General features: G+C 46.1%; 2 tRNA genes and 2 rRNA genes. All 4 read right to left on the bottom strand.

Features of this window, described 5'->3' with window-relative positions:
• A 23S ribosomal RNA gene (locus tag ACXAJH_RS20475) occupies window positions 1–95 on the bottom strand; the annotation flags it as partial.
• A 162-nt stretch (window positions 96–257) separates the two neighbouring features.
• A tRNA-Ala gene (locus ACXAJH_RS20470) sits at window positions 258–333 on the bottom strand.
• A 9-nt stretch (window positions 334–342) separates the two neighbouring features.
• A tRNA-Ile gene (locus ACXAJH_RS20465) sits at window positions 343–419 on the bottom strand.
• Window positions 420–505: 86 nt separating this feature from the next.
• Window positions 506–562 (bottom strand): 16S ribosomal RNA (locus ACXAJH_RS20460); the annotation flags it as partial.

The following is a 562-nucleotide window of genomic DNA, read 5'->3' as shown; positions in this document are numbered from 1 at the left end:
CTGCTTACGGCTCGCCGGAGCATATCGGTGTTAGTCCCGTCCTTCATCGGCTCCTAGTACCAAGGCATCCACCGTGCGCCCTTATTCACTTAACTATCTTCGTGAAAAGACATTTATATAAATCAATTAGATGTCTTGTCATCATGATCTCATCGATAGATGAGTCATAATTCCTTATCCAGTTTTCAAGGTTCAATTCATTTTAAGGTTACATATAAAACACAACATGAACGCTTGTGTTTTATGGAACATTTAAATGGTGGAGCCTAGCGGGATCGAACCGCTGACCTCCTGCGTGCAAAGCAGGCGCTCTCCCAGCTGAGCTAAGGCCCCATTTTTGAATGGTGGGCCTGAGTGGACTTGAACCACCGACCTCACGCTTATCAGGCGTGCGCTCTAACCAGCTGAGCTACAGGCCCATTCAATAATGGAGAACATGCTATTTTCATAGTTTGATCTCTCAAAACTGAACAACCAACACAGTACGTTTCCGTAATATCCTTAGAAAGGAGGTGATCCAGCCGCACCTTCCGATACGGCTACCTTGTTACGACTTCACCCC

The sequence above is a fragment of the Halobacillus sp. ABD4_316 genome (assembly GCF_056161385.1).
The sequence above is the reverse complement of the archived record's forward strand: the minus strand, read 5'-3'. Positions and strand labels throughout refer to the sequence as shown.